The following is a 20,686-nucleotide window of genomic DNA, read 5'->3' on the forward strand; positions in this document are numbered from 1 at the left end:
AATCAAGAGACAACACACCAGGGCTGGAGGCATCCTTGAGCGTCGGCGATGCAGAAGACGAAGCGATGGCGATCGTCCACTCGCTTCGCGCACTTACCGTCGACTTGAACGTGGCGGTTTCCGGCTTTGCGAACAAGTACAAAATGCACTCCACCGACGTGCGCGCGTTGATCTGCCTTCTCGATGCCGAGCGCTCGGACACACCGGCGACACCAGGCTGGCTCGGCGCACAGCTGGGTATCAACTCGGCGTCGGTGACCGCGCTCGTCGACCGGATGGTCACAGCGGGCCACGTAGCTCGGGAGCGAGACTCAGCAGACCGCAGGCGGGTGCTCTTGCAGGTCACACCATCGGCGGTCACTCTGGGCGAGAGTTACTTCGGCCCACTCATTTCACGGGCGGTGAGCACCCTCGGCAATTTTACCGCCACAGAGCGAGCCACCATCGCGAGTTTCATCGCCGCGATGCGAGCGGACGTGGAGCGGACTCGAGTCGATAGGGAGCCCTCCCGGTGACTCGCATACTTCCCGCGGGAGAACGCGCATTGCTCGTGGACTTCGATTCCGAAGCTGGCGTTCTCGCGTTCACCGAAGCACTGACGCGTAACACCCCGGTCGGGGTCGAAGACTTCCTCCCCGCAGCTCGCACGGTCCTGGTCACGTGCACCCCGGCGGCAGATCTCACGTACGTCCGGAAGTGCTTGAACGATCTCGAGCAGACCGATTCTGCCGCGACCACAGACGAGCATTCCGAGACGGATGCACTCACCATCGCCGTCAGGTACGACGGGCCCGACCTCGACGACGTCGCACAGTCACTTGGTATGAGCCGATCCGAGGTGGTTGCGGCCCACACCGGGGCAATGTGGCGTTGCGCCTTCATCGGATTCGCACCCGGCTTCGCCTACCTGACTTCAGGCGACACTCGGCTCGACGTTCCGCGTCGAACGCAATCACGAACCGCTGTGCCTGCCGGTTCCGTCGCCCTGGCCGCTGGATACAGCGCGGTCTACCCGCGGGCATCGCCGGGTGGCTGGCAGATCATCGGGAGCACCGATGCCGTGATGTGGGATCTGAACGCCACACCACCGGCCACCGTTCAGCCCGGCAGACGCGTGCGCTTCGTGAACGAGGAACAACGATGAACGGCCTCGAGATACTCGACACCGGGCCGCTGAGCCTGATCCAGGACCTCGGACGGATAGGTCATCTTCGCTCGGGTGTCGGGGTTTCCGGTGCGGCGGACAGGCGATCTCTCAGGCTTGGCAATCGGCTCGTCGGCAACAACGAGGGCGCAGGCGGTGTCGAGGTCCTCCTGGGTGGGCTGAGTCTTCGGGCGCAGCAACCGACAACGATCGCGTTCACCGGTGCGCCGGCACAGGCCTACCGCGACGGCATTCCGGTCGGGCATTCGAGCGTGATCGATCTGCGGGCTGGTCAGACCGTCCGCCTGGACTACGCACCGAGTGGACTGCGGACGTATCTGACCGTCCGAGGCGGCATTGTGGTTCCCGAGATCCTGGGATCGCGCAGCACCGACACGATGTCCGGGATCGGTCCGGCGCCTCTCGAGCCTGGTGTTTTTCTCCCGATCGGGCCATCGCCGACCACGTTCTCAGCCGTCGACCTCGCACCGGTGCCGCCGATGGCAAACGAGACTCTCGCCATTCGAGTGGTGTTCGGTCCTCGCGCAGATCGATTCACCAACCCCGAAACACTCCTCCAGGGCCGATGGGCGATCTCGACCGACTCGGACCGAATCGGCGCACGCGTCGATCGCGTCGGCGCCGACGAACTACTTCGAAGAACAGACGACACCGAACTGCCCACCGAAGGCGTGGCACTCGGATCGATCCAGGTCCCACCCAGCGGCCAACCTGTCGTGTTCCTCGCCGATCACCCCATCACCGGCGGCTATCCGGTGGTGGGAGTGGTCGCGGACGCAGATATCGACCGACTCGGCCAAGCCCGCCCGGGTCAGCACATCCGGTTCGTCAGGGCCTGAGCACGCCGAGCGATGGCGTGTCGGACCCAGCCGTCACACTGATGTCGTGCGAGTTGTCCTGGTCCCCGGTAGTACGACGTCCACGGGAGCTGTGACGGCAACTGTCCTACGGACCGATCCCGCTGGAACGCCGCTCGCCGATCCCGTCGAATACCCCGACTTGATCGCAGCGGTACGCACCATCGAGGAAGCCGAGCACCCGCGGTGGGTGTGGCCGAGTACGGCGACCGTGTACCCACCTCTACTGCGGGCAGGCGTACGGGTTCAGCGGTGCCACGACATCTCCCTGACCCGCGCGATACTCGGAATGCGCGCCGGCAAACCGTCACCGCCCGCTGAGGAGTTCGACGACGATCGACTCGGACTCTTCGACACTGCACCCGTTCTCGATCCCCTCGCCGTCGTCACCGAATTCGCCGAGCAGCGCGCAACCATCGGCGCGGACGCTCGACTGGACTTGTTGATCGCAGCAGAATCGGCCGGCGCTCTCAGCGCCGCCGAGATGACGCACACGGGCCTTCCGTTCTCGACGCAGAAGCATCGTGAACTCCTCGAAGAACGGCTGGGGCCGCGGCCGACGGGATACGACCTCCCCGCCCGTATGCAGGAACTTGCCGCACAGATCAGTGAGGTCTTCGGGCGCACCGTCAATCCTTCGTCTTCGGTGGAGATCACCGAGGCGTTCGGGCGTCAGGGCATCGAACTTCCGTCGACGCGCAAGTGGTTTCTGCAGGAGATCGATCATCCGGCTGTGCCGCTACTCCTTCGTCATCGCGAACTCGCCAAGCTGTACAGCACCAACGGTTGGCAGTGGATGGACAGTTGGGTGCGGGGAGATCGATTCCGTCCGATCTACGTTCCCGGTGGTGTCGTGTCCGGCAGGTGGGCGAGTCGAGGCGGCGGGGCCCTCCAGATTCCGAAGACAATGCGCTCGAGCGTCGTCGCCGATCCGGGCCACGTGTTCGTCGTCGCCGACGCCGGTCAGCTCGAGCCCCGAATTCTGGCCGCCATGTCCGGCGACCGCCGCATGATGGCCGCCGCCGGGGACGACGACCTGTACGCACTTGTCGGTGCCGAAGCCTTCGGCGGTGATCGCGCAAAAGCCAAGGTCGCAATCCTCGGAGTCCTGTACGGGGCGACGGCGGGTGAAGCCAAAGCACTGCTCGTCTTGTTGCGGAAGCGATTCCCGGTCGCCGTCGAGTACGTCGAGCAAGCTGCCAAGGCAGGTGAGCGCGGCGAGGTGGTGAAGTCACTGCTCGGCCGGGCCTGTCCCCCACCGTCTCCCGACTTCTACTCCCACGGCGACGCTCACGCCCGCGGTCGTTTCACGCGCAACTTCGTCGTGCAGGCGACTGCGTCCGAGTGGGCGCTGTGCCTCCTGGCCGACCTCAGGCGCCGCCTCGCCGAAGACCCGGACGGCGAGTTGGTCTTCTTCCAGCACGACGAGGTAGTCGTGCATACCCGCAACCCCGAAACCGGTACCGCGCACGTGCTGGCCGCAGCTGCTTCGGCAACTCGATTGTTGTTCGGCGACACAGTCGTCCGTTTTCCCATGGACGTCGCAGCCCGCGAGACTTACGGCAAAGGCACTTCGTAGCGTCGTCAATTCCACGCCAAGTGGTTCCACCGCGCCCGTATTGCGTGTTCTACTGGAAAACGTTGCTTTGTTGGTGCTGGTCGACTGCGTTCGAGGAGAACCATGACCAAGCTGGACACAACTGACGCAGAACGGAACGACAGCGGAGCCGTGAAGCGCCTTCGCGTGCCGATCTTCACCGTGATCGCCCTTGCGATCTTCGCCTTCGTCGCAGGCGGATTCGGCGGTTCTTTCCAGGGCAAACTCGCCGAGGTTCAAAAGAACGACAACGCCTCGTACCTCCCGAGTTCCGCCGAATCGACAATCGTCAGCAACCAATCCGCGAACTTCCTCGCAGTCGAGACGATCCCTGGATTTGTTCTGTTCCATAGAGATTCGGCCCTCACCGAGGCGGACAAATCTGCAATCAACTCGGCCTACGGCGCCATTGCCGGCGTCGCCGGGGTAGACGCCGACGGTATGCAGCCCACTCAGTACTCCGCCGACGGCACAACTGCGTCGATCTTCGTGCCACTCGTCGCCAAGGACGGAGACACATCCGTGGCAGGCGATGTCCTGGCGACCACCGAGCAGAACGTCATCGACGCAGCAAAACAAGCAGCTGGTGATGTCGAGGTACTCCCAGCCGGGCCAGGTGGGCTACTCGTTGCGTTCATCGACGCCTTTGCCGGTCTGGACGGAGCGCTCCTTGGCGCGGCACTCCTGGTCGTGATCCTCATCCTGCTTGTCGTGTACCGATCGCCGGTGTTGTGGTTCTTCCCGCTGTTCTCCGCGCTCCTCGCCATCGGTTTGTCGTCGATGGTGATCTATTTTCTCGCGAAAGCCGAATTACTCACTCTGACCGGACAGTCTCAAGGCATCCTTTTCGTGTTGGTGATCGGTGCCGGTACCGACTACGCCCTACTCTTGATCTCTCGCTATCGCGAAGAATTGCACACGTATCCCAACCGCTTCGACGCGATGATCAAGGCCTGGCGCGAGTCTGCGCCGGCCATCACCGCTTCGGCTGTCACCGTCATTCTCGGTCTGCTTTGCCTGACGTTCTCTCAACTCAACTCTAACAAGAGCCTCGGACCCGTCGCCGCCATCGGGATCGCCTGCACCTATCTGGTGATGATGACGTTCATGCCGGTCGCTCTGGCCGCCACCGGACGGTGGGTCTTCTGGCCGCGCAAGCCCAAGGTCGATCACGCCGCAGACCTTACGACGCACGGGATGTGGGGCAAGATCGCCGAGGCCGTCGGCAGCAAGGACCGCCCACTGTGGATCGGCGCCACAGTGTTGTTGATCATCCTGTTCGCGGCCGGGATCGGCAGTCTCAAAACCGATGGCCTGACGTCTACCGAAAGCTTCACCAATCGTCCCGACGCCGTTGTCGGACAGGAACTCTACGACTCGAAGTTCGATCCCGGAGCCGGCGCACCGGCCGTGATCACCGCAAACGCCGACCAGGCCGACGCCGTCATCAAAGCAGCCAGCGGCGTCGAAGGTATCTCGCAGGATCCCGGCGCCGTCTGCACCCAGGTGGACGTCGCAAAGGTCAGCGATTTGATCAAGACCAACCCCGCTGCCGTCGCACAAGCCGCCGCTGCGGGTTGCGCCCCTGCGGCTTTCACCGTTGCACCGATCGACGGCCGAACCATGATCAATGCAACCCTCGCCGACTCCTACGATTCGCCGCAGGCACTCGAAACTGTCAAGCGACTGCGGACTGCCGTCCACGACGTGCCCGGCGCCGACGCGCTCGTCGGGGGCAGCACGGCCACCACCCTTGATGTCCAGGCCGCCTCGGTCCGCGACAGAAACCTGATCATCCCGATCGTGTTGGTGGTGATCTTCCTGGTTCTGGCCGCTTTGCTCCGCGCTCTGCTGATCCCGGTGATTCTCATTGTCACCGTGGTGCTTTCCTTCGCGGCGACCCTCGGTGTGAGCGGATTCTTCTTCACACACGTATTCGGGTTCGCCGGGGCGGATCAATCGTTCCCGCTGTTCGCCTTCGTCTTCCTCGTCGCACTGGGTATCGACTACAACATCTTCCTGATGACCAGAGTCCGGGAGGAGACCGGAGAATTCGGCACCCGCGCAGGTGTACTGCGCGGTCTTGCGGTGACGGGCGGTGTGATCACGTCAGCCGGAATCGTCTTGGCCGCAACATTTGCCGTACTGGGCATCCTGCCACTGGTCTTCCTCGCCGAGATCGGATTTGCCGTGGCCTTCGGCGTGCTGCTCGATACGATCATCGTGCGCAGCGTCCTGGTGCCGGCACTCTCTCACGACATCGGGAAACGTATTTGGTGGCCGTCCGAACTGGCGCGCGCGAAAGACTGACCGACTACAGAAACGCTTCCTTGGTCCACAGATGAAAGAGCGCGTAGGCTCGCCAGGGTCGCCAGCGCTCGGACAACGCTGCGGCTTCTTTGCCCGACGAAACCCCCAACGCTCGCTTCAACACCAGATCGTCGGGTACGAAGGCGTCGCGATCACCGAGAATTCGAACAGTGAGATAGTCAGCGGTCCACGGTCCGATTCCCTTTAGCGCCAACAGCTCTCGCCGAAATTGGACAGGATCCGCATTCCAGGAGAGATCGAGGCCGTTCGCTGCCGCAGTTGCCAGCGTGTGCACTGTCCTTGCGCGCGCTGTGGTCAATCCGACGGCTTTCTGTATGCCCTCGGTTGATTGCGCTGCAACCACGTCCGGATCAGGGAAGGCAAGAAAATCCCCTTGCACCGGTACCCCGAATGCGCTGACAAAACGACCACCGAACGTCCTCGCCGCGCCGAGCGAAACCTGTTGTCCCAGAACAGTGAGCACTGCGGTCTCGAACCCGTCCACCGAACCGAGCACACGCAATCCTGGACGGGCGGCAACAAGTGGGGCCAACAACTCATCACTACCGAACGCCGCTTCGACAGCAGTGTGATCGGCGTCGAGGTCGAGCCAACGGCGCACGATCACCTCCAGCACTGCGGAATCCGCTACCGGCACATCGGAATCCACGACGACACCGTCGTCGGTCCACGACACCGACACGACAACGGGTCCGGAAGGCAACGGTACGACTCTGGTGTGAACACCGTCGTCGTGACGCTCGAGGCCTGCGACGCAGTGAGCCCGCAGGGCACCGGTGAGCGGTTCGACTGCATAGGGCGCCTGAAAGCGCAGCGTCACTGCGCTCACCGGCCGGCTTCCAGATCCAGCAGAATCGCTTTCAGTTCGGGGCCACCCGCGTACTGCCCGAGGCTGCCGTCGCTGCGCACCACCCGGTGACACGGGACCACCAACGGCAGCGGGTTCTTTGCACATGCGGTCCCTACGGCACGCACCGCACGTGGGCTTCCCGATGCTGCCGCGACCACCGAATAGCTTGCAGTGTGGCCGTATTCGATCTCGGGAAGATGACGCAACACTTCGCGTCGGAACCCCTTCGCGAGTTGGAAGTCCAAGCGCAGATCGAATTCTCGACGCGCACCGGCAAAGTACTCGTCCAACTCGCGAGCGACAGTGTCCAGCCTGCGCGGGTAATGAAGCACACGGGGGCTGACGGTGTCCGCCAAACGTTCCAGAACGAGGTCGTGCCCTTCGACGGCAAAGGCAACCCGCACCAGGCCGACATCGGTCGCCGCCAGGAGCAGCTTTCCGACCGGCGAATCGACGGTTCGATATGCCACGTCGATCAATTCAGCTTCGGACGCCTGAGCAGCCAGGCGCGCCCGTAGGCGGATCATGGCGTCAGCGTCAACGGCTGGAAGCGCCTCGAACACATCGTTACTCATGAGTGACTCCCTTCCGCAGCGGTAGCGGACAAGTAGGTTCTTCGTAGTGTGGCGATACCGTCGGCACCCGCGCGTCTGGCGGCCGCCGGGGTGTTGCCGAGGATGTCCGCGATCTCTGCGTACGGCAGCCCACCCAGAAAGTGATAGGCGACTGCCGCACGTTGTTTGAGCGGTAGCTGTTCGAGTGCGTCCCAGAGTTCGTGATCCCACGTTCCGGGTACGCCGATTCGCGTCGGCAACTCCGGAACGTCGTCTGTCGGCACGGCCACCCGGGCGCGCACTCGGGTGATGTCGATTGCCTTGCGGTGCGCGATGGTCACCAGCCAGGCTTCGATGTTCGCGTCCGGATTCAGATCCGGATATGCCCGCATCGCTGCGATGAACGTCTCGGACCACGCGTCCTCGGCGTCGACGGGCCCGACCACCGCGCGGCAGACACGGAGGACCACTGCACCGTATTCGGTCACGACGTCTTCGAACGGTTTGAGTGTCACGACCGGTAGACGTTCCCGATTACCGAATTGTGAGCCGAGCGCATCAGAAGAGGACATCCGATTCGCCGCCGTGCTCGCGGTCGAGCAGGAACCGCTTACGTTCGAGGCCGCCGGCGAAACCGGTCAGACTTCCGTCGCTACCGACCACACGATGGCAGGGAACGATGATGCTGATCGGATTCTTGCCGTTTGCCGCGGCGGCGGCACGGATCGCAAGCGGGTTACCCAAAGTTTGCGCGAGCTCCATGTATGTCCAGGTTTCGCCGTACGGGATCGTTCGCAAGGTATCCCACACCCGCTTCTGGAACTCGGTACCCACGGGCGCCAGCGGCACGGAGAACTCCGTGCGATCACCCTCGAAGTACTCGGTGAGCTGCGATTCGACTTCACCGAAGACCGCCGCGGAACGATCACCGAACGTGGACTCGTCCGGCTTGTGGCGATGCTCCGCCATGTACAGCCCGCAGAGGTCGTCACCTGCTGCTACCAGCGTCAACTCCCCGATCGGCGAGTCGATCACGGTGTGCGTACGGATAGCCGTCATGTCTCGATCCTTCCAGGTTGCGCGGTGCAGCAGGCAGCGGGTGAATTGACTGTCCGCGCCGGCACCGACACCTCGAAGACGCCGCTGGCCTCGTGAATGTGAGATTTACCTGTACTTTGACGTCACATCAGGCAGTATCGAGGGATGGCTCTAGTTTTGCCCGGCAGCTCCACCGTCGTCCGCTCCGTCGGCGACGTGGTGCACTGGTCCCTGTCCACGGTCGCTTTTGCGGTCACCCTGCCCACTCGACTCGAGGCGCTCCTCTTCTCGGTCGAGAGGTTGGTGGCACGCATCAACCAGATCGCCGACAACGCCGACCGCGTCGTCATCGGAGCCGCCGCCGTGACCGTTCGAGCTGAGACGCTGGTCGAGGCCGTCGAGCAGACGTCGGACATCGCGGGTCAACTCCTCGAGATCTACGAGCCCATCGCCCTACAGCTCGCGCCGCTGGCCGCCAGGTTCGCCGACGACCTTTCCGAGGCAGAGGTCAGCGCCGCGATCAAGCTGATCGACCAACTACCGGAGCTCACCGACCGGGTGGCCGCGGTGTTGCCCATCCTCGGAACCTTGGACTCCGTCTCGCCCGAGATCCACGAACTCCTCGGAGTGGTCAAGGACCTGCGGCAGGCGATCGTCGGGGTGCCTGGCTTTCACTTCTTTCGCAAGCGGGGCGAAGCCAAGCTGGATTGAAATTTCAGGCGGAGTAGCCGTTGGTCCCGGCCCGCGCCATGACGACCTTCGGAACGACCGCTCGAGACGAGAGCTTGAGCAGACCGTCCACCAACTCCACGATGTCGTCGACCTTGATCATGGTGTCCGGTGTGATCCGATCGTGTGTCCATGCCGACATGTCGGTGTCGACGTAACCGGGAGCGATGGCCGTCGCACTGACGCCGTTTCCGGATTCCTCGGCGTTGAGTGCCTCGACCATCGAAATCAGCGCAGCTTTGGTGGCTCCGTAGACGGCCAGGCCGCTCTCGGCATACACACCGGCCATCGAGGCGAGAGCGATCACCTTCGCTCCGCCGGCAAGGTCCGCGTCCGCCGCTGTACGCAGGAGCGGCAGCGACGCTTGCAATAGTGCAAACGGTGTTCGGAGATTGACGGCAACGGTCTTGTCGAAACGTCGCATCGGGTAATCCGCTACTCGCCCACTGGTTCCCACTCCGGCGTTGAGGACGAGAGCCCTCATGGAGCCGAATCGCTCATTGTGTGTGGCGACGAGTGCTGCGGCGAAGTTCTCGTCCGCCATGTCGCCGGCCGAGACGACGACGTCCGGCGATCCGGCGCGCGTAAGTTCTTCGGCGACAACGGCGAGCCGCTCGGTATCACGCGCTGTGATGGTCAGCCCGTACCCTTGCGAAGCCAAGCGTGTTGCGATGCCGAGCCCGATCCCCTTGGAGGCGCCGGTGACCAGTGCTGATCGAGTCATTCGAATTTCCCTTGCAGTGCGTTGAGTCCGGCCGAGATCAGTTCCGGCACAGAAGATCCAGCCTTGTCGAATCCCCCGCCGACGGTGGCTCCTGCTCGGAATCGGTGATCGATGCCCTGCGCCACGACGGCGAGTTTGAAGAACCCGAGCGCCATGTAGAAGTTCCAATGCGCCAGTTCACGACCCGACACGGACGAATACCGTTGCGCCAGATCGACAACGGACGGTAGCGACGGGCTCGTCCACGCAGCAGGCTCACCCAGAACCAGATCCAGCGCGGGATGCCGATAGACGCACATCATCGCGATGTCCGCCAGCGGATCGCCCAGCGTCGACAGTTCCCAGTCCACCACTGCGGCAACCTTGGTGACGTCGTTCGCCGCGAGAATCGTGTTGTCGATCCGGTAGTCGCCGTGCACGATCGACGAGGCTGATTCCGCCGGAATCAATTCCGCGAGGCTCGACGCCAACCTGTCCACGTCGGCCGAGTCCTCGGTCTTGACGCGTGACCATTGACCGGCCCACAACTTCACCTGGCGGGCTACGTAACCGTCGGGTCTGCCGAGTTCGCCGAGACCCACTTCGGTGTAGTCGACGTCGTGCAAGGCAGCGAGAACACGCACCAACTCGTCGGTGCACTGCGTGACCTGCACTGCCGGAACAGCTTCCAACTCGGTTTTGGTTCGGATCACTTGACCGGTGACGAACTGGACCACCGTGAACGACGCACCCATCACCGAGGCGTCCTCGCACAGCACGACGGTCGGCGCGACCGGCACGGCGGTGTTCTGCAACGCCGAGGTGATTCGGAACTCACGCGCAACGTCGTGCGCCGACGGCGTGAGGCCGGCCGTGGGTGGACGACGGAGAATCCACTTCGAGTTGTCGTCGAAGATTCCGTAGGTGAGATTGGATTTGCCGCCTGAAATCAGTTCGGCTCGCAACTCACCGCTCACCTCGACGCCTGCGGCTTGCAGATACTTGTGGAGCGCCGCGAGATCGAGTCCTGGAAAGTCCGTCACTTCGACTCCTCCCGAGCAGCGCGCTTCGCAGCTCCGACAACACGTTTCGCAATTGCCCAGCGATGAACCTCGGACGGGCCGTCGTAGACGCGGAAGGGACGCACTTCGCGGGACAAGCGTGCCAGCGGCAGATCGCCGGACACGCCCATTCCGCCACACATCTGAATGGAGCGGTCCACGATCCGGAAGATCGCCTCGGCAGCGTAGGTCTTGGCGATGGACGTCGCGTTGCTCGCGTGCCCGCCCTGATCGAGTTCGAAGCAGGCCTGCACCAGAAGTGCGCGGCTGGCTGCGATGTCGATCTCGTTGTCGGCGACCATCTTCTGGATCATTCCGAGATCACCGAGTTTCGAGCCGAAGCCTTCTCGTTCGGCAACTCTGGCCACGGCGACGTCGTGGCCGCGGCGCGCTGCACCGAGCCAGCGCATCACGTGCGTCATGCGGGCGGGACCGAGGCGAACCTGCGCGTAGGCGAAACCTTGATCGACCTCACCGAGAACGGCCTCGTCGGGTACGAAGAGATCCTCGAACGTGACCTCGCAGTGCCCACCGATCATGGCCTTGTCGAGGGTGTCGATGTGTCGACCCACTACCAGGCCGGGAGTGTCCGTCGGCGCCAGGAACATGGTCGCTCCGCCGCGCTGCCCGGGCTCGCCGGACGTGCGCGCCATGATGATGAAGAACCCGGCGCCGTCGGCGCCGGTGATGAACCATTTCTTACCGTTGATCTTCCAGCCACCGGGGACTTTTTCGGCGCGGGTGTTCAAAGCCGAGGGATCGGATCCCGCTCCGGGCGCGGGTTCGGTCATGGCGAATGCCGACCGCATGTCCCCGCTTGCGAGCGGCGCGAGGAACTGCTGCTTCTGTGCTTCGTTCGCCACGTGGGCCAGCATGTGAACGTTGCCCTCGTCCGGCGCCGCGATGTTGAGCGCCGTCGGCCCGAAGAGGGAGTAGCCGGCTTCCTCGAAGACCGGCGCGCGATCACTCATGTTGAGTCCGTGGCCGCCGTACTCGATCGGTGCATGCGGTGCGAAGACACCGGCTTCTTTTGCTGCCGACTGCATCTCGATGCGGATGGCATCGCCACCCGCTACAGCGATGTCACCGGCGTGTTCGTCTTCGATGGGGAGCACTACGTTGCGCGTGAAGTCGCGCGTCTTCTCGATCAGCGCCACCACCTCGGGCGCGTACGTCAGATCGATTGCCACCAGCCACCTCCGAAAGAACATCCCGACCGAGCGATCGCTCGGTATCAGCACTCTCGCACACGCCGACGCGTCGGGTCAACAATCCTCGAGCATTGCCTCGCCCTGATCGAGCCGGCCGGCAACCACCATGTCGCGGTACAGATCGTCCTTGTCCATGAGCTCGTCATGGTTGCCGATGTTCCGGATCCGACCGTCTTCCATGACCACGATCCAGTCGGCGTCACGCACCGTCGAGAGCCGGTGAGCGATAGTCACCACGGCCCCGGTGCGCGCACGTTCGTTGATCGCGTCGACAATCGCGGCTTCGGTGAGCGTGTCGACCTGGGCAGTGGCTTCGTCGAGCAGAAGCAAAGCACTCGGCCGCAGAACTGCGCGCGCCATCGCGATCCGCTGACGTTGGCCGCCCGACAGCGAAGTGGCCGTCAGAGCGGTGTCGAGTCCGTTGGGCAGGGCCTCGATCGCGTCGTCGAGCCGGAGCAAGCGCAGAACGGCCTGGACTTCTTCGTCCGTCGCATCGGGATGGCTGAAGACGACGTTCTCCCGAATCGTTCCGGGCACCACCGGTGTCTCCTGCTCCACGTATGCGAGACTCTCGCGCACAGCGCGGTGATCGAGCGCGTCGTAACCGACTCCATGCAGGAGAACCTCACCCGATCGCGGTTCGACAAATCGCAGCACGGTCGAGAGCAAGGTCGTCTTTCCTGCGCCCGACGGGCCGACGATGGCCATGTGCCCACGCGTCGGAATGACCAGCGAGACATCGCGCAACGCCGGCCGGTTCGATCCGTGGTAGCTCACGGTGACGTCGCGCAACTCGATCAGCGGCGCGGCAGCGCTCGTTTTCGCGACCACGTCCACGACCTCGTCGTACTGCTCGGTGGGCAACGACTGCATCTCGCGAATCCGGATAGCTGCCGCGATTCCCGACTGAACGGAGGTCACGTTCTGCGCAAGCTCCGACACCGGCCCCATCAGGGTGAAGGCGTAGAGCAAAAACGCGATGAGCGTCGAGACTGCCATTTCGCCGTCGGCGACTCGCCAGGCACCGAAGCCCAGGATGGCAATGATCGATCCTTGAATGGCGGTCCACGCGACAGTCCACGCGGTTGCCGACACTCGCACCGCCGTGATCGCATGCTTTTTCGCATCGGACGCATTGTTCGTCACCAGAGCCCCGACGCGATCCTCGGCGAGGGAAACCTTGACCGTCCGGATCGCACGCAAGCCACCCTCGAGAACGCCGCCGAGCTGACCGAGCGATTCCTGGGTTCGCGCTTCCGCTGCGGAAATCCGAGGCATCAGAACCGCAAAGAGTATGGAGGCGAACACGATTGCCACCATGGTGACGCCCAACAACGGCAGATCCAGTACGCCCATCAGAACAATCGTTCCGATGGTCAACGCGGCTGCGTTCAGAATATTCACCGCGGCCGACGACGCAGCCTCCCGCAGCAACAAGGTGTCAGACGTGACCCGGGTGACCAATTCACCCACGGATCGCGATTGCAGCGCCGGCACCGTCGCAGCGAGGAATCGCCTCACCAGCGACGACCTGGCGTCGAAGACAACCTTCTCGGCGGCGGTTCCGAGAACGATCCACTGAGCACAACCGAGCACGGCACCGACGATCAGAAGAACGACGAGCGTGAGGATCGGTCCTTTCAGCGACGCACCGGTATCGAGGGTGTCGAGAACCCACTTGGTGACCATGGGCGTTGCCAGCGTCGCCGCGGAGCCGCACAGCGCCAATACCAATCCGAGGAGGAGCGACGGCAGATGCGGTCGAGCAAACTCCGAGAGGACGCGGAGATTGCTCCATTTCGGTGCGGGCTGAGAAGCGTCGGATTCAAGCATGAATTTATGGAACACGAATGTTCCATAAAGGGCAAGAGAAATTCCGATTCGGAAACACTGGATACCGAAACCGGACACGGCTACGCTTCGGATTCGTGACAACGATCCACAGCGCACCAGAACAAAGCGCGACCCGCGAGCGCACACGGAAGGCCATCCTCGATGCTGCCGTTTCGGTGTTCGCATCCAAGCCTGCTGCGACCCTCAGCGAGATCGCGTCGGCCGCAAAGGTCGGCCGGACCACTTTGCACCGCTATTTTCCCGAACGGTCAGACCTGGTCGACGCAGTCGCGGCCGAGGCCACCCGCGCCGTCGGAGAGGCAGCAGCAGCAGCTCGACTCGGCGAGGGTACCGGAGCCGAAGCACTGGTTCGCCTGTGCCATGAATACTTCGAACTGGCCGACCTCTTGACGGTCCTGTTCTTCACTCCCGGTGTGTATCAAGAAGATTCGTTTGCCGAGTCCGCGTCGAACGACGACTCAGTCACCGATGCCATCGAGCGCGGACACTCCGACGGTTCCATCGACCCCGACATGGGTTCGGACTGGGTGCAGAACCTGCTGTGGTCACTGCTCTACACGTCGATGGACTACGTGAACCGCGGTTCCGGGACGCGACTACAAGCCTTGGATCTGACGGTTCGCAGCCTCCGCCGCGGAATCGCCCCCGATCCCGCGGTCTAGGTTGTCGGCTGCTTGGACTGCGGCGCGCCGTTTGGTCACACCTAATTTTCGATAGATCGAGCGAATGTGAGTCTTCACGGTGGGATAGGCGATGCCGAGGTGCGCAGCGATCTCGTCAGCAGTCATCGTGGTCCGCAGAAAGGTGAGAATCTCTTTCTCTCGTTCCGTCAGGACTCCCGTGAGCTGAGACGAAAGCTGGTTCCGTTTTTCCAGAATCGTGCGCAGGAACTCGTGGTGTCTCGACCACCGGACCGCGTGCGCTGTCAGGAGGTCGACAACAACCGGATCGCCGCTCAGAAATGGGGCGAGAATCCGCTCGGGGATTGCTTCCGCCAGCGCACGATCCAACTGCTCGTGCGCCTGCGGTCCACGCCCGGCGACGGAGCTCAGGGCGGCAGACGTGACAAGGGTGCTCACCAGCGCGTATCGCGGCAGCGCGGCCGAGGTTGCCAAGCGAAGCGCTTGAGCCGACGGTTCCGGATCCCCCATGACTCGGTAGAGCTCCGCGAGAAGCGCGTGAGCGACCGCAGCACCTGTTCTGGTCAGCGTGGGCATTGCGATGCGGCGAGCTTGCTCGTCCTGTCCTTGAGCGTGGGCGAGCCAGGCCGTTGTGACGCGCCGCAGCGTATCCCAAGGAATGCCGTGCTTGTCCGCAGTGCTCACGCCTCGCAGCAGACGAGCGGCGTTGTGGTATCGGTCTTCCCGGTTCAGAGCGATCAGGCTCATCACCAGGTACAGACGGGCGAGCGCCTCGAAATTGGTTCCAGGGCTGCCCTCCTCGATGATCGAGTCGAACTGAGCGATCGCCTCCTCGAAGTCGCCACGCCAGTAAGCGATGCACCCCCGATTCGACTGTGGGAGACCACCTTCGAAGCGTTCCCAATCGGACGCCACATCTCGCGCAGGAAGGCCGTCGAGGATCTGTTCGGCTTCGGTGAATGCTCCCGCGTGGGTCAGTGCAAAGGCCAAGTTGGACTGTGCAAGACGCAATGTCTCCGTGCGCGACTGCAACTGCGCCTCGTCGCCGGCCGAGCGAAGTAGCGCGATGGCACGAGGAAGGTCACGACGAAGCCTGACCTCGGTCCACCCGAGGAGGAACAGCGCGGACGGGTAATCATCCTCGGGCTCACACTGGGCGAGCGCGTGACGCGCGCGATCGGCGATGACGGCCTTGGTCGAGGTGTCCGGAGCGAGCAGCAGGTCGGTGAAGCAGACGACAAAATCGTCGGACGCCACCCGCAGACCCTGCCCGCGGAGAAACTCAGCGCCGTACGGATCACCGCTGAGATCGCGGCAGCACGCCCGTATCAGCAGGATGTGCGGATCGTGGGGATCGGGATGAGCAAGGCAGAGCTGCTCGAGTTCCCTGGTGTGAGATTCGAGAATCAAACGAAGCCAGTTTTTCCGCAGGACTCGTCGAGCCTGCTCCGCCTCACCAGAGGCGAGTGCGTCACGCACGGCTTCGATCATGTGTCGAAGATACTCGAGACGTTCGATGTCCGTGGAAATCCGGTCTCATCCGCTTCGGATGAGACCGCGATCGAAGCCTGCGGAAACCAGTGAGAATTGCCGGAATCAACCGAAATGCGCTAGTCGGCGGAATCCCGGTGCGCAGGCCTGACACGAAACGGATAAGACACATGAGCTTCTGGGAAAGCCTCGGCTGGATGCTGTGGGCAACCGTCTTCATCGGATATCTCTTCGCGCTGTTCGCGATCATCGCCGACCTGTTCCGCGACCACAAGCTCAGCGGTTGGTTGAAGGCCGTCTGGGTGTTCTTCCTACTCTTCCTGCCCATCCTCACCGCGCTCGTCTATCTCGTCGCCCGCGGCGAAGGGATGACGGAACGCAGCAACAAGGCCGCACGCGACGCCGAGAAGGCCGCCGAATCGTATATCCGCGAGGTCGCGGGGAAGAGCCCCAGCGAGGAGATCGCCGCAGCCGCAGCACTGCTCGAAGCCGGAGCGATCAGCGAGGACGAGTTCGCCGCACTCAAGCTGAAGGTCCTCTCGTGAGTGCCGCGCGTTTCGGCCCCGTCGACTTCTACCTTCTCGGCCTGCCTGGGCAGAGCCTCGACCCGGCCGCGCTCTCCGCCTTGACCGACCTTACGGATACCGGCCTGGTGCGGCTGCTCGATCTGATCGTCATCTCCAAGTCCGAGGACGGTGAACTCACCCTCATCGAAGTCGAGGAGTTGCCGAACGGCTTCGAGATCAACGTCGAGATGCTCGGCGCGTCCGGTCTGCTCGGGCATGAGGACATCACCGAACTCGCGGCAGCCATTCCCACCGGCGCTGCAGCGCTGCTGGTCGCGCTCGAGCTGGTCTATCAGCGTGAGCTCGCCGCCCGCACCGCTGCGTCAGGCGCGGTGCTACTGGGTTATGAGCGGATACCCGCACCCGTCGTCAATGCCCTCATGGACACGATCATCCCGGAATTGGAGGTCTGACATGCCGTACATCCCGAGACGAGGCCGCCCCGGACTACTGGGCCTCGCCGCCCGCACCGCGGTCGTCACCGGTACCGCGACCGCCGTCAGCGACGGTATGGCCACCCGCCGGCAAAGGAGAGCTCAGGCCGACTACGAGCAGGCGCAGTACGAATTCGCCCAGCAGCATGCCGCACTCCCGATGCCCACACCCGCACCCGCGGCCCCGGTCGATCTCGTCACCGAGTTGCAGAAACTCGGCGACCTCAAATCACAAGGCCTGCTGAGTGAGGCCGAGTTCCAAGCCGCCAAAGCGCGACTGCTCGGCTGATTCACCCCGACAGAGGCGAGGGATTCCCGCTCTCGCTTCCATACCCGACACCGAATGGAACCCGCTATGTCCACGATCGCCGTCAACGTCCTGAACTTCAATCGGGCAGAATCCGATCTCATGTTCGCTCGCCTGGCCGCGGGCGTCGGCCTGGGCACGTGGAACCACACTCGTGATCTCGGGTCACTCGACAACCAGCCGATCATCCGCCAGAACCGCGACACTCTGTACAGCAGCGCGATCATCGACGTGCGCGAGAACGTCACGATCACGGTGCCCGATACCGGCAAGCGCTACATCTCCGTGTGGGTGGTCAGTCAAGATCATTACGGTCCCGTCATCCTGCGCGACCCGGGAGAGCACCTGCTCACGCGTGAATTGGTCGGGACCGACTACGCCGCACTGATCGTGCGCATCCTCGTCGATCCGAACAGCCCCGAAGACGTCGCCGAGGTGAACCGGTTGCAAGACGCCCTCAACATCGACGGCGGCGGAACGGGAGAGTTCCCGTTGCCCGACTACGACGAGCAATCGCAGACCGAGACCCGCGACGCACTCCTCGCACTCGCGCGTGGCATCACCACGTACGACCATTCATTCGGTACCGCTGCGGAAGTCGATCCGATCAGGCACCTGCTCGGTACCGCATCCGGCTGGGGTGGCCTTCCCGAGTACGAGGCCACCTACGTCAACTTCGACGAACGTCTCCCGGTCGGGGAATACCGTCTCCGCCTGAACGATGTTCCCGTGGATGCGTTCTGGTCGGTCTCGCTGTACAACGCGGCCGGATACTTCGAAGAGAACGCTCTGGGCGTCAACAGCATCAACAGCCTCACGGCCACCCCAGACTCCGACGGCAGCACCACCATTCGCTTCGGGGTCCATCTCGACGGCGTCGCGAACGCACTGCCCATCATGCCCGGGTGGAACTACGTACTGCGCCTGTACCGCCCCCGTCCCTCCGTGCTCGACGGCACCTGGACGGCGCCTCGTCCCGAAGCCCTGCAGCAAAGCGTTCCCCACGCACACACCACTCTCGGGTGACTCGACCTGATCACGGAGGTACAAGCCATGCGTCTGTTATTTCAGCTCATTTCGCAATGTGTTCTCGGCGCGATCGCGCTGATCGTCGTGCATTTTGCTCTTCCCGGGGTCAGCCTGAGCGTGAACGGCTTCTTGGCTGCTATCGGTGTATTCACCCTCGCACACATGATCCTCGGCCCATTCGTGCTCAGCGTGGCACTGCACTACGCGGCTCCGCTCGCGGGTGGTGTCGGCTTGGTCGCCACACTGCTCGCGCTCTGGGTTGCGACCCTGGTCCCCGACGGTATCGAGATCAGCGGCGTCGGGTCCTGGATCCTCGCCCCGATCATCGTGTGGGTGATCACGGCATTGGGCGGGTGGATCTTCATGGCTCTCGTCATCGACAAGTGGATCAAGAGACGCAATGCCGAAAAGCTCGTGCGCAGTGTGCAGAAGGCATGAATGATCAGTTCGGAAACGGAACCCACAAGGAGTCAGCCATGCCAACTCACCCGCTCGATCGCCGCGTTCTCCTGAAGACCGCTCCGAACTTCCGGGACCTCGGTGGCATTCCTGTTGCGGACGGCACCGTCCGCGCGGGCGCGCTCTATCGTTCGGCGACTCTGGCGAAACTCGACGGCGACGACCTTGCCGCGGTCGCCGACTTGGACGTCCGGACGGTATACGACCTGAGGACCGCCGCCGAGCGCGACGGCGCACTCGACAATCTCCCTGACTCGACGCGCACAGTCTGGCTCGACGTACTTGCCGACAATGCCCAAAACGCCGCGGCCACTGGACTACTCATGACGGACCCGGTCGCATACGCCGAGACCATCAGCGATGGACGTGGGATCGCACAGATGGAGGAAGCCAACCGCAACTTCGTCAGCCTGCCGTCCGCTCTAGACGCCTATCGCACGTTCTACCTCGACCTCATCGACGAAAAACGCACCGGGGCAGCACTTTTCCACTGCACCACCGGCAAGGATCGAACCGGGTGGGCCGCGACCTCTTTCCTACTCCTCCTCGGGGCCGACGAAGCCGATGTACGCGCCGACTACCTGGAGACGAACACCGATCTGGCTCCCATGACAGAACCGATCCTCGACTTCGCCGCGAGCAAAGGCGTTGACGCAGAAGTGCTACGACCCCTCCTCGGAGTCCGTGACAGCTATTTCGACGCAGCTCTCGACGAAATGCGCACGCACTTCGGCACCGTCGAGGACTACGCAATCAACGGACTGAAGCTCACCGCAGAGCAACTCACCGCGCTCCGCGAGCGGTTCACATCCCGATCGGCCTTCATCAGCGCGACGTGATCGAAGCTCTCGGCGGGCAGGAATCCGTGCCCTCGTCCTGCTTCTTCGGGCGATTGCCCACCCGGGTGACCACGACGACGGCGACGATGCCCACCGCCAAGCCGAGCGCGGTGAACGGAGTGAAGGATTCTCCGAACATCAGTGCGCCCCAGACCGCGGTGACGGGGGCGATCAAGAACATCAGGGTGTTGACGGACGTAATGCCGATGCGGAGGAGCAACAGCCAGTACAGCCCGTAACCACCGAAGGTGGACAACACGATCAACCAGAGCAACGCGATCCAGAATGTGCTGACACTCGGCGGTACGGCAGCATCCGAGACGATCGCCAGAGTTGTGAAAACTATTGCGCTGGTTGAGCAGTGGATGACCAAAGCCTGCAGTGGCGGTGTGGACGTGGGAGCGCGTTGCTGGACGAAGGTGGATGCAACCAGGCTGAGCATCCCCAGGAACGGAATCGCGTACGCCCACCACGGCGCCGATGTACCGGCCCCGGCATCGGCTGCCGTGACCATCACGACGCCGCCCATTCCGATCGCCAAACCGACCCACTGCATACGCGGGACTGCGACACCGAGGACCGGACCGAGCAGCGCGGCAGCCACCAGCGGCTGAATACCGTCGATCAGCGCAGTTGTTCCGGTGTTCACGCCGAGATCGACTGCCCAGTACACCGACAACAGGTAGCCGCTCTGGGAGAGCATCCCGATCACCACCTGCCTGCCGAGAGCCCGTGGTGTCGGCATCGTGTTCTGGCGCCGGGCGGAGAACCAGACAATCGGGAGCAGTACCACCGCGAGCGGGAGAAAACGCCACATCAGCAGCGTGGGGACCCCGGCACTGCCGGCGCCTAGTTTGGCTCCGATGAATCCCGAACTCCAGCACGCGACGAACAGGACCGACAAGGTAGCCGTCACGGCAGATCTCGAGGTCACGATCCGAGGTATACCGATCTGTTTACTCATGAGCCC

The 20,686-nt window shown here is 63.3% G+C and carries 23 protein-coding genes; 13 read left to right on the plus strand and 10 right to left on the minus strand.

Annotated features, from left to right (window positions below; genetic code table 11):
- Positions 1 to 35 precede the first annotated feature (35 nt).
- From RA302_RS25415 to RA302_RS25435, 5 genes are all read left to right on the plus strand, one after another.
- Complete coding sequence (locus RA302_RS25415; protein WP_030537215.1) at positions 36 to 515, plus strand: MarR family transcriptional regulator; 480 nt, start codon at positions 36 to 38, stop codon at positions 513 to 515.
- Complete coding sequence (locus RA302_RS25420; RefSeq protein ID WP_030537216.1) at positions 512 to 1,144, plus strand: allophanate hydrolase subunit 1; 633 nt, start codon at positions 512 to 514, stop codon at positions 1,142 to 1,144. The genes RA302_RS25415 and RA302_RS25420 overlap by 4 nt, the downstream gene beginning before the upstream one ends.
- On the plus strand, positions 1,141 to 2,004 hold the full coding sequence (locus tag RA302_RS25425; protein WP_030537217.1) for a biotin-dependent carboxyltransferase family protein: 864 nt from the start codon (positions 1,141 to 1,143) through the stop codon (positions 2,002 to 2,004). The genes RA302_RS25420 and RA302_RS25425 overlap by 4 nt, the downstream gene beginning before the upstream one ends.
- 46 nt (positions 2,005 to 2,050) lie before the next feature.
- Positions 2,051 to 3,601, plus strand: a complete 1,551-nt coding sequence (locus RA302_RS25430) for a bifunctional 3'-5' exonuclease/DNA polymerase (RefSeq protein WP_030537218.1) — start codon at positions 2,051 to 2,053, stop codon at positions 3,599 to 3,601.
- Positions 3,602 to 3,703: 102 nt separating this feature from the next.
- The gene (locus RA302_RS25435) at positions 3,704 to 5,929 is read left to right on the plus strand and encodes an MMPL family transporter (protein ID WP_030537219.1); all 2,226 of its coding nucleotides are present in this window, start codon (positions 3,704 to 3,706) and stop codon (positions 5,927 to 5,929) included.
- A 4-nt stretch (positions 5,930 to 5,933) separates the two neighbouring features.
- Here the strand turns inward: RA302_RS25435 and RA302_RS25440 are convergent, their stop codons facing one another.
- The 4 genes from RA302_RS25440 to RA302_RS25455 are packed head-to-tail and all read right to left on the minus strand — an operon-like array spanning position 5,934 to position 8,413.
- Complete coding sequence (locus RA302_RS25440; protein WP_030537220.1) at positions 5,934 to 6,779, minus strand: AlkA N-terminal domain-containing protein; 846 nt, start codon at positions 6,777 to 6,779, stop codon at positions 5,934 to 5,936.
- On the minus strand, positions 6,776 to 7,375 hold the full coding sequence (locus RA302_RS25445; protein WP_007729599.1) for a methylated-DNA--[protein]-cysteine S-methyltransferase: 600 nt from the start codon (positions 7,373 to 7,375) through the stop codon (positions 6,776 to 6,778). The genes RA302_RS25440 and RA302_RS25445 overlap by 4 nt, the downstream gene beginning before the upstream one ends.
- Complete coding sequence (locus RA302_RS25450) at positions 7,372 to 7,926, minus strand: sigma-70 family RNA polymerase sigma factor (protein ID WP_080712778.1); 555 nt, start codon at positions 7,924 to 7,926, stop codon at positions 7,372 to 7,374. The genes RA302_RS25445 and RA302_RS25450 overlap by 4 nt, the downstream gene beginning before the upstream one ends.
- Positions 7,913 to 8,413 (minus strand): methylated-DNA--[protein]-cysteine S-methyltransferase, encoded by a 501-nt coding sequence (locus RA302_RS25455; RefSeq protein ID WP_030537222.1) that lies wholly within the window; start codon positions 8,411 to 8,413, stop codon positions 7,913 to 7,915. Before RA302_RS25455 ends, RA302_RS25450 begins: the two co-directional genes overlap by 14 nt.
- Positions 8,414 to 8,557: 144 nt before the next feature.
- On the opposite strand from RA302_RS25455, the gene RA302_RS25460 reads away from it, so the two are divergent.
- Entirely contained in the window at positions 8,558 to 9,103 is a 546-nt protein-coding gene (locus tag RA302_RS25460) for a hypothetical protein (protein WP_007729604.1), read from the plus strand.
- 4 nt (positions 9,104 to 9,107) lie between these two features.
- Here the strand turns inward: RA302_RS25460 and RA302_RS25465 are convergent, their stop codons facing one another.
- The 4 genes from RA302_RS25465 to RA302_RS25480 form a co-directional block, all read right to left on the minus strand.
- Entirely contained in the window at positions 9,108 to 9,845 is a 738-nt protein-coding gene (locus tag RA302_RS25465; protein ID WP_030537223.1) for an SDR family oxidoreductase, read from the minus strand.
- The gene (locus RA302_RS25470; RefSeq protein ID WP_030537224.1) at positions 9,842 to 10,867 is read right to left on the minus strand and encodes a phosphotransferase family protein; all 1,026 of its coding nucleotides are present in this window, start codon (positions 10,865 to 10,867) and stop codon (positions 9,842 to 9,844) included. The genes RA302_RS25465 and RA302_RS25470 overlap by 4 nt, the downstream gene beginning before the upstream one ends.
- Positions 10,864 to 12,075 (minus strand): acyl-CoA dehydrogenase family protein, encoded by a 1,212-nt coding sequence (locus RA302_RS25475; protein ID WP_003940162.1) that lies wholly within the window; start codon positions 12,073 to 12,075, stop codon positions 10,864 to 10,866. Before RA302_RS25475 ends, RA302_RS25470 begins: the two co-directional genes overlap by 4 nt.
- A gap of 75 nt (positions 12,076 to 12,150) precedes the next feature.
- Positions 12,151 to 13,929, minus strand: a complete 1,779-nt coding sequence (locus RA302_RS25480) for an ABC transporter ATP-binding protein (protein WP_037126908.1) — start codon at positions 13,927 to 13,929, stop codon at positions 12,151 to 12,153.
- Between the two features lie 95 nt (positions 13,930 to 14,024).
- On the opposite strand from RA302_RS25480, the gene RA302_RS25485 reads away from it, so the two are divergent.
- On the plus strand, positions 14,025 to 14,612 hold the full coding sequence (locus RA302_RS25485; protein WP_030537226.1) for a TetR/AcrR family transcriptional regulator: 588 nt from the start codon (positions 14,025 to 14,027) through the stop codon (positions 14,610 to 14,612).
- Here RA302_RS25485 and RA302_RS25490 read toward each other — a convergent pair.
- Positions 14,547 to 16,082 carry a LuxR family transcriptional regulator gene (locus RA302_RS25490; RefSeq protein ID WP_030537227.1) on the minus strand — a complete coding sequence of 512 codons (1,536 nt, stop codon included), beginning with the start codon at positions 16,080 to 16,082 and terminating at the stop codon, positions 14,547 to 14,549. The genes RA302_RS25485 and RA302_RS25490 overlap by 66 nt on opposite strands.
- A gap of 170 nt (positions 16,083 to 16,252) precedes the next feature.
- Here RA302_RS25490 and RA302_RS25495 point away from each other — a divergent pair, with 170 nt between their 5' ends.
- From RA302_RS25495 to RA302_RS25520, 6 genes are all read left to right on the plus strand, one after another.
- Positions 16,253 to 16,627 (plus strand): PLDc N-terminal domain-containing protein, encoded by a 375-nt coding sequence (locus tag RA302_RS25495; RefSeq protein ID WP_030537228.1) that lies wholly within the window; start codon positions 16,253 to 16,255, stop codon positions 16,625 to 16,627.
- Positions 16,624 to 17,061, plus strand: a complete 438-nt coding sequence (locus RA302_RS25500) for a DUF6325 family protein (protein WP_030537229.1) — start codon at positions 16,624 to 16,626, stop codon at positions 17,059 to 17,061. Before RA302_RS25495 ends, RA302_RS25500 begins: the two co-directional genes overlap by 4 nt.
- A 1-nt stretch (position 17,062) precedes the next feature.
- Entirely contained in the window at positions 17,063 to 17,371 is a 309-nt protein-coding gene (locus RA302_RS25505) for an SHOCT domain-containing protein (RefSeq protein ID WP_030537230.1), read from the plus strand.
- A gap of 66 nt (positions 17,372 to 17,437) precedes the next feature.
- The gene (locus RA302_RS25510; protein ID WP_030537231.1) at positions 17,438 to 18,415 is read left to right on the plus strand and encodes a DUF1214 domain-containing protein; all 978 of its coding nucleotides are present in this window, start codon (positions 17,438 to 17,440) and stop codon (positions 18,413 to 18,415) included.
- Positions 18,416 to 18,442: 27 nt separating this feature from the next.
- Positions 18,443 to 18,856: a phage holin family protein gene (locus RA302_RS25515; RefSeq protein WP_020970904.1), complete on the plus strand. Its 414-nt coding sequence runs from the start codon at positions 18,443 to 18,445 to the stop codon at positions 18,854 to 18,856.
- Between the two features lie 38 nt (positions 18,857 to 18,894).
- On the plus strand, positions 18,895 to 19,716 hold the full coding sequence (locus tag RA302_RS25520; RefSeq protein WP_003939715.1) for a tyrosine-protein phosphatase: 822 nt from the start codon (positions 18,895 to 18,897) through the stop codon (positions 19,714 to 19,716).
- On the opposite strand, the gene RA302_RS25525 is transcribed toward RA302_RS25520, so the two are convergent.
- On the minus strand, positions 19,703 to 20,680 hold the full coding sequence (locus tag RA302_RS25525; RefSeq protein ID WP_230587628.1) for a DMT family transporter: 978 nt from the start codon (positions 20,678 to 20,680) through the stop codon (positions 19,703 to 19,705). The two genes, RA302_RS25520 and RA302_RS25525, sit on opposite strands and share 14 nt — an antisense overlap.
- Positions 20,681 to 20,686: the final 6 nt, after the last annotated feature.

The sequence above is a fragment of the Rhodococcus sp. DN22 genome (genome assembly GCF_036669995.1).
Lineage (GTDB): Bacteria > Actinomycetota > Actinomycetes > Mycobacteriales > Mycobacteriaceae > Rhodococcus_F > Rhodococcus_F erythropolis.

Coding starts and splice junctions, on each gene's coding strand:
- RA302_RS25495 (WP_030537228.1), top strand. CDS start 16,253: ATGAGCTTCTGGGAAAGCCTCGGCTGGATGCTGTGGGCAACCGTCTTC.
- RA302_RS25515 (WP_020970904.1), top strand. CDS start 18,443: ATGCGTCTGTTATTTCAGCTCATTTCGCAATGTGTTCTCGGCGCGATC.
- RA302_RS25465 (WP_030537223.1), bottom strand. CDS start 9,845: ATGACTCGATCAGCACTGGTCACCGGCGCCTCCAAGGGGATCGGGCTC.
- RA302_RS25445 (WP_007729599.1), bottom strand. CDS start 7,375: ATGAGTAACGATGTGTTCGAGGCGCTTCCAGCCGTTGACGCTGACGCC.
- RA302_RS25510 (WP_030537231.1), top strand. CDS start 17,438: ATGTCCACGATCGCCGTCAACGTCCTGAACTTCAATCGGGCAGAATCC.
- RA302_RS25460 (WP_007729604.1), top strand. CDS start 8,558: ATGGCTCTAGTTTTGCCCGGCAGCTCCACCGTCGTCCGCTCCGTCGGC.
- RA302_RS25520 (WP_003939715.1), top strand. CDS start 18,895: ATGCCAACTCACCCGCTCGATCGCCGCGTTCTCCTGAAGACCGCTCCG.
- RA302_RS25435 (WP_030537219.1), top strand. CDS start 3,704: ATGACCAAGCTGGACACAACTGACGCAGAACGGAACGACAGCGGAGCC.
- RA302_RS25490 (WP_030537227.1), bottom strand. CDS start 16,082: ATGATCGAAGCCGTGCGTGACGCACTCGCCTCTGGTGAGGCGGAGCAG.
- RA302_RS25525 (WP_230587628.1), bottom strand. CDS start 20,680: ATGAGTAAACAGATCGGTATACCTCGGATCGTGACCTCGAGATCTGCC.
- RA302_RS25480 (WP_037126908.1), bottom strand. CDS start 13,929: ATGCTTGAATCCGACGCTTCTCAGCCCGCACCGAAATGGAGCAATCTC.
- RA302_RS25455 (WP_030537222.1), bottom strand. CDS start 8,413: ATGACGGCTATCCGTACGCACACCGTGATCGACTCGCCGATCGGGGAG.
- RA302_RS25450 (WP_080712778.1), bottom strand. CDS start 7,926: ATGTCCTCTTCTGATGCGCTCGGCTCACAATTCGGTAATCGGGAACGT.
- RA302_RS25505 (WP_030537230.1), top strand. CDS start 17,063: ATGCCGTACATCCCGAGACGAGGCCGCCCCGGACTACTGGGCCTCGCC.
- RA302_RS25425 (WP_030537217.1), top strand. CDS start 1,141: ATGAACGGCCTCGAGATACTCGACACCGGGCCGCTGAGCCTGATCCAG.